We start from the raw sequence: 5,537 nt of genomic DNA, 5'->3' as shown, positions 1-5,537 counted from the left end.
GCCAAGCACGCCCCCTCCCGCCTGCGGGAGGGGGCGTGCTTGGCCGCGAGTGACTGGATCGACATCAACGCCGCCCTCTTCTTCCTCCCCTCCCGCAAGCGGGAGGGGTCGGGGGAGGGAAAAGCCACAGGCGACGCCGCTCATGGAGAGGCCCCTCCCCCATCCCCCTCCCGCCTGCGGGAGGGGGCGTGCCCAGCCCTCCTTCCATAATCATTTCGACAGCGCAGCGGAACGCGAGCGGCGGGGATGGGTTCACTCGGCATGTCCGCATCCGCTATGCTATCGTCCATGCTGGCCGACCTCGCCCCGCCCCCGCCTCGCCTGTCCCTTGCCGACAGCCTGTTCCTAGACTTCGATGGCACGCTGGTGGAACTCGCCGACAATCCCGAAGGGGTGCATGTCAGCACCCAACTCGCGAACCGGCTCGACGCGCTGGCCGCGCATATGCCCGGCCGCCTCGCCATCGTTAGCGGCCGCTCGATCGCGCAGATCGATGCGCTGTTCGGCCCGCAGGCGCAGCATTTCACGCTGGCGGGCAGCCATGGTGCCGAGCGCCGTTCCCCGGAGGACGGCCACAGCCAGCCCGAAAAGCCCGACCATCTGGCCATAGCGACCGAGGAGATGCGCCGCGTCGCCGAGGACAACGGCCTGTATTTCGAAACCAAGAGCTTCGGCGCGGGGCTCCATTACCGCCGCAAGCCCGAGGCCGAGCCCCTGGCCCTGCGCGAAGCCGCCGCCATCGCCGAGCGGCATGGCCTGACCCTGCAACCCGGCAAGATGATGGTCGAGGTTCGCCTGCCCGGCGACAAGGGCCAGGCGATCGAGACGCTGATGGAAACGCCCGCGATGCGCGGCACCGTGCCCATTTTCTTCGGTGACGACGTGACCGACGAGGATGGCTTTGCTGCCGCCGCGGCGCTTGGCGGCGCGGGGGTGCTGGTCGGCCCGATGCGCGAAACCGCCGCCCGATACCGCCTGCCCGATGTCGCCGCCGTCCATGAATGGCTCGCCCAAGCGCTGGAGAATGCCGAATAATGCAACAGGACATGAACCTCTGGCCGATCGGCAATTGCCAGGTTTCGGCGCTGATCGACTCGACCGGGCGCTTCGTCTGGGGCTGCGTGCCGCGCGTCGATGGCGATCCGGCCTTTTGCGCGCTGCTGGGCGATGGCGAGCCGGAGACGGGCTATTGGTCGATCGAACTGGAGGACCGCGTCTCGACCACGCAAGGCTATCTGCGCAACACCCCGATCCTTGTGACCACCCATATGGACGATCGCGGCAACGGCATCGAGGTCACCGATTTCTGTCCCCGCTTCTCGCGCGAGGGCCGCGTCTATCGCCCGACCAGCTATGTGCGGATCGTCCGGCCGATCGGCTCCCCCCGCATCCGCATCGCGCTGCGCGTCGCAACCGACTGGGGTACGCCCACCGAGCGGACCCAGGGGTCCAACCATATCCGCTATCTGATGACGCAGCAGACGCTGCGCCTGACCACCGACGCGCCGGTCGGCCATATCGCCGCCGAACAGTGGTTCCGGCTCGAACGCCCGATCCACATGTTCCTCGGCCCGGACGAAAGTTTCGCAGGGGTTTTGAGCGAAGCGTGCCGCGCGATGCTGGAGCGCACCACGCACGAATGGCATCACTGGGTGCGCGGCCTCGCCACGCCCGTCGAGTGGCAGGCGGTCGTCATCCGCGCCGCCATTACCCTCAAACTCTGCCAACATGAGGAAACCGGCGCGATCGTCGCGGCGCTGACCACCTCGCTGCCCGAACATGCCGATTCGGGGCGCAACTGGGACTATCGCTACTGCTGGATCAGGGACGCCTATTACACGGTGCAGGCGCTCAACAGGCTGGGCGCGCTCGACGTGCTGGAGGGGTATCTGGAGTATCTCCGCAACATCGTCGATGCCGCGCGGGGCGGGCATATCCAGCCGCTTTACGGCGTCGGCGGCGAAGCGACCCTGGTCGAGCGGATCGAGGACAAGCTGCCCGGCTATCGCGCGATGGGACCGGTGCGTGTCGGCAACCAGGCCTATGAGCAGATCCAGCACGACGCTTACGGCCAGATCGTGCTGTCCGACGTGCAGGCCTTTTTCGACACCCGGTTGTTCCGCATGTCGGGGGTGGAGGATTTCCACTCGCTGGAGCGGGTCGGCGAACGCGCCTGGGCCAAGTACGACCAGCCCGATGCCGGCCTGTGGGAGTTGCGCACCAAGAGCCATGTCCATACCTATTCCGCCGCCATGTGCTGGGCGGCGTGCGACCGGCTGGCCAATGCGGCGCAGGCGCTGGGGCTGGAGGAGCGGCGCGGCTTCTGGCAAGAGCGTGCCGACCTGATGCGCGAGACGATCGAGCAGGCCGCGTGGCGCCCCGAGACGCAGCGCATGTCGGCGACCTTCGGCGGCGACGATCTCGACGCCAGCATCATCCAGTTGCTCGACCTGCGCTTCCTGTCGCCCGACGATCCCCGTTTCCGCTCGACGCTCGATGCGGTGGAAAAGGGATTGCGCCGGGGCAGCCACATGCTGCGCTATGCGACCGAGGATGACTTCGGCCTGCCGCATACCGCTTTCAACGTCTGCACCTTCTGGCTGATCGAGGCGTTGTATGTCACCGGGCGTCATGAGGACGCCCGCGCGCTGTTCGAGGAGATGGTGGCGCGCTGCACCCCCGCCGGGCTTCTGTCCGAGGACATCGACCCGAATACGGGCGAGCTGTGGGGGAATTACCCGCAAACCTATTCGCTGGTCGGCCTGATCAACTGCGCCGTCCTGCTGAGTAAACCATGGAGTGCCGTGCGATGAGTCGCCTGATCGTCATCTCGAACCGGGTCCAGCCGCCCACCACCGGGCCGGGCGGAAATCAGGGCGGGCTGGCGGTCGCACTCCTGGCGGCGCTGCGCGAACAAGGCGGTATCTGGTTCGGCTGGTCGGGGGAGACCACCGAAGAATTCACCGGTCATATCAACTTCCAGCAGGGCGATGGCGTCACCACCGCGACCATCGACCTGGAAGAGCAGGATATCGACGAATATTATAACGGCTATGCCAACCGGACGCTGTGGCCGCTCTTCCACTATCGCATCGACCTGACCGAGTTCGAACGCGACTTCGACTCGGGCTATGCCCGCGTCAACGAACGCTTTGCCGAGACGGTGCAGCCGCTGATCGAGCCGGACGATCTGGTCTGGGTGCATGACTATCACCTGATCCCGCTCGGCCGCTACTTACGCCAGCGCGGGTTCAAGAACCGGATCGGCTTCTTCCTGCACATTCCGTGGCCGCCGGTGCGGCTGCTGATGTCGCTGCCCAGCCATCGCAAGCTGGTCGAGTCCCTCTTCGCCTATGACGTGGTGGGATTCCATACCGAGGACTGGCTGGACAGCTTCCGCGATTACGTCACCAAGGAACTGGGCGGAACGCTCGGCGAAAATGGCGAAGTGACGTGGAACGGCAAGACCATCCAGGCGATCCGCGCGCCGATCGGCATCGAAACCAAGGAGTTCGAGGAAGCCGCCAGCGGCCATGATGCCCGCTTCGCGCGCGAACGCATGTATATGTCGGCGACCGGTCGCAGCCTGATCGTCGGGGTCGACCGGCTGGATTATTCCAAGGGGCTGGCCGAGCGCTTCCTGGGTTACGAACGTTTCCTGGCGCAGAATCCCGAGCGGCGGGCGCTGGTCTATATGCTCCAGATCGCACCGCCCAGCCGCGAGAAGGTCAACACTTATCAGGAAATCCGCGCCAATCTCGACGCGCTGTCGGGGCGGATCAACGGCGAATATGCCGATATCGACTGGGTGCCGATCCGCTATGTCAACAAGGGGTTTCCCCGCCCGGTGCTGGCGGGCATCTATCGTGCCGCCCGGATCGGGCTGGTGACCCCGCTTCGCGACGGGATGAACCTGGTCGCCAAGGAATATGTCGCGGCCCAGGACCCGGAAGACCCCGGCGTGCTGATCCTGTCGCGCTTCGCGGGCGCGGCCGAGCAGTTGAAGGACGCGGTCCTCATCAACCCCTACAGCGCCGAGGAAATGTCCGACGCGATCGTCCAGGCGCTGACCATGCCGCGCGACGAGCGCATCCGGCGGTGGACGAGCCTGATCGACAATGTGCGGCGCGAGGATGTCTTCTGGTGGTGCGAACTGTTCCTCGCCGCGTTGCGCGGGGATGGGGCGAAGGAAGAGGCCAAGGCGATCGAGGCGGCGGCCAACTAATCCTCCCCGGCACGGGGAGGGGGACCGCCGCGAAGCGGTGGTGGAGGGGGGCTTGCCACAAAGGGACTAGCCCAGCGGCACACCCCCTCCACCAGCCTGCGGCTGGTCCCCCTCCCCGTGCCGGGGAGGAATGGAATGCTCCAACCGCCGCCGGGGCAGCGCCTCGGGCATTTCCCGCCGGATATAGTCCAGCAGCCCCTCGCGAATCTCGCACCGCAGGTCGAACGCGATCGCCGCATCGCGCGCGGTCATCAATCCGCGCACCTCGATCGAATCCGGCTTCACGTCCGTCACCTGCATGTTGAAGAAGCGCCGGTCCCAGCGCGTGCTCGCCTCGACCAGTTCGCCCATCTTCTCGCGCAGCCGGGGAATGTCCGCCGCCGGATCGAGATACCAGAAGACCGACCCCAGCAACTGGCTGGTCTCGCGCGTCCAGTTCTGGAAGCTGTTCTCCAGGAACTTGGCGACCGGCACGACCAGCCGCCGCTCGTCCCAGATGCGCACGACCACGAAGGTCAGGTGAATCTGCTCGATCCGCCCCCATTCGTTATCGATGATGACCACGTCGTCGAGCCGGATCGGCTCGGTAAAGGCCATCTGCACGCCCGCGATCAGGTTCTTGAGCGCGGGCTGCGCGGCGGCACCGACGACCAGCCCGGCGATACCCGCCGAGGCCATCAGGGTCACGCCGATCGTTCGGATGCCCGGCACACTCAGCAGCATCAAACAGACGGTCAGGAACACGATCAGGAAGATACCGATCCGCCCCAATATCTGCGCCCGCGTCCGCTTGCGCCGGGCGCGTAGGTTATCCTCGACGCTGATATCGGCGCGTAGATAGACGACGCCCTGCAACGCGCGCAGTGCCGATACCGCCAGCCAGCCGAGAAGTGCCGGCACCCCGAAGCCCAGCACCTGTCGCCAGATGTCGCGCCCGTCGCTCGACATCGGCACCAGCCGCATCGCGAAGCTGACCGCGATGGCGATGGCGACCCAGCGCAACGGCTGGCGGATATGGGCGAGGACGAGGTCGTCGCTCTGGCTGGCGGTGCGCCGCGCGGCGTGGCCCGCGATCCGCATCGCGATGCTGTGCACCACCACCGCGATCAGGATCGCCGTCGCGATGACCAGCACATGTTGAAGCCACAGCCATTCGGCCGGAATGTCGAGCGATCGAAGCCAGCGCATGGGGTGGGAAAGGGTCAGCGGGGCGAAGGTTCCTTTTTGGGGTGGGATTCCCTTGGCCTTCGACTTCGCTCAGGCTGAACGGAGCGGAGGAAGGGACCTCTACTGCCCCCGTTCAGCCTGAGCG

The 5,537-nt window shown here is 66.3% G+C and carries 4 protein-coding genes; 3 read left to right on the top strand and 1 reads right to left on the bottom strand.

All coding sequences use genetic code 11. The annotated features are described in order from the left end of the window. Positions 1–261 precede the first annotated feature (261 nt). Genes otsB through SM191_RS19085 form a run of 3 tightly spaced genes read left to right on the top strand, consistent with a single transcriptional unit; the run spans position 262 to position 4,225 of the window. Positions 262–1,035, top strand: coding sequence for a trehalose-phosphatase (gene otsB, locus SM191_RS19095; RefSeq protein WP_341507594.1), 774 nt, complete (start codon positions 262–264; stop codon positions 1,033–1,035). A gap of 11 nt (positions 1,036–1,046) precedes the next feature. After that, the gene (locus SM191_RS19090; protein WP_445949887.1) at positions 1,047–2,813 is read left to right on the top strand and encodes a glycoside hydrolase family 15 protein; all 1,767 of its coding nucleotides are present in this window, start codon (positions 1,047–1,049) and stop codon (positions 2,811–2,813) included. Beyond that, positions 2,810–4,225, top strand: a complete 1,416-nt coding sequence (locus SM191_RS19085; protein ID WP_341507592.1) for an alpha,alpha-trehalose-phosphate synthase (UDP-forming) — start codon at positions 2,810–2,812, stop codon at positions 4,223–4,225. The genes SM191_RS19090 and SM191_RS19085 overlap by 4 nt, the downstream gene beginning before the upstream one ends. Before the next feature lie 66 nt (positions 4,226–4,291). Here the strand turns inward: SM191_RS19085 and SM191_RS19080 are convergent, their stop codons facing one another. Next, complete coding sequence (locus SM191_RS19080; protein ID WP_341507591.1) at positions 4,292–5,413, bottom strand: mechanosensitive ion channel family protein; 1,122 nt, start codon at positions 5,411–5,413, stop codon at positions 4,292–4,294. Positions 5,414–5,537: the final 124 nt, after the last annotated feature.

Source organism: Sphingomonas sp. 2378, from assembly GCF_038084995.1.
In the GTDB taxonomy this organism is placed as follows: Bacteria; Pseudomonadota; Alphaproteobacteria; order Sphingomonadales; family Sphingomonadaceae; genus Sphingomonas.
This window is presented reverse-complemented; position numbering and strand designations above follow the sequence as displayed.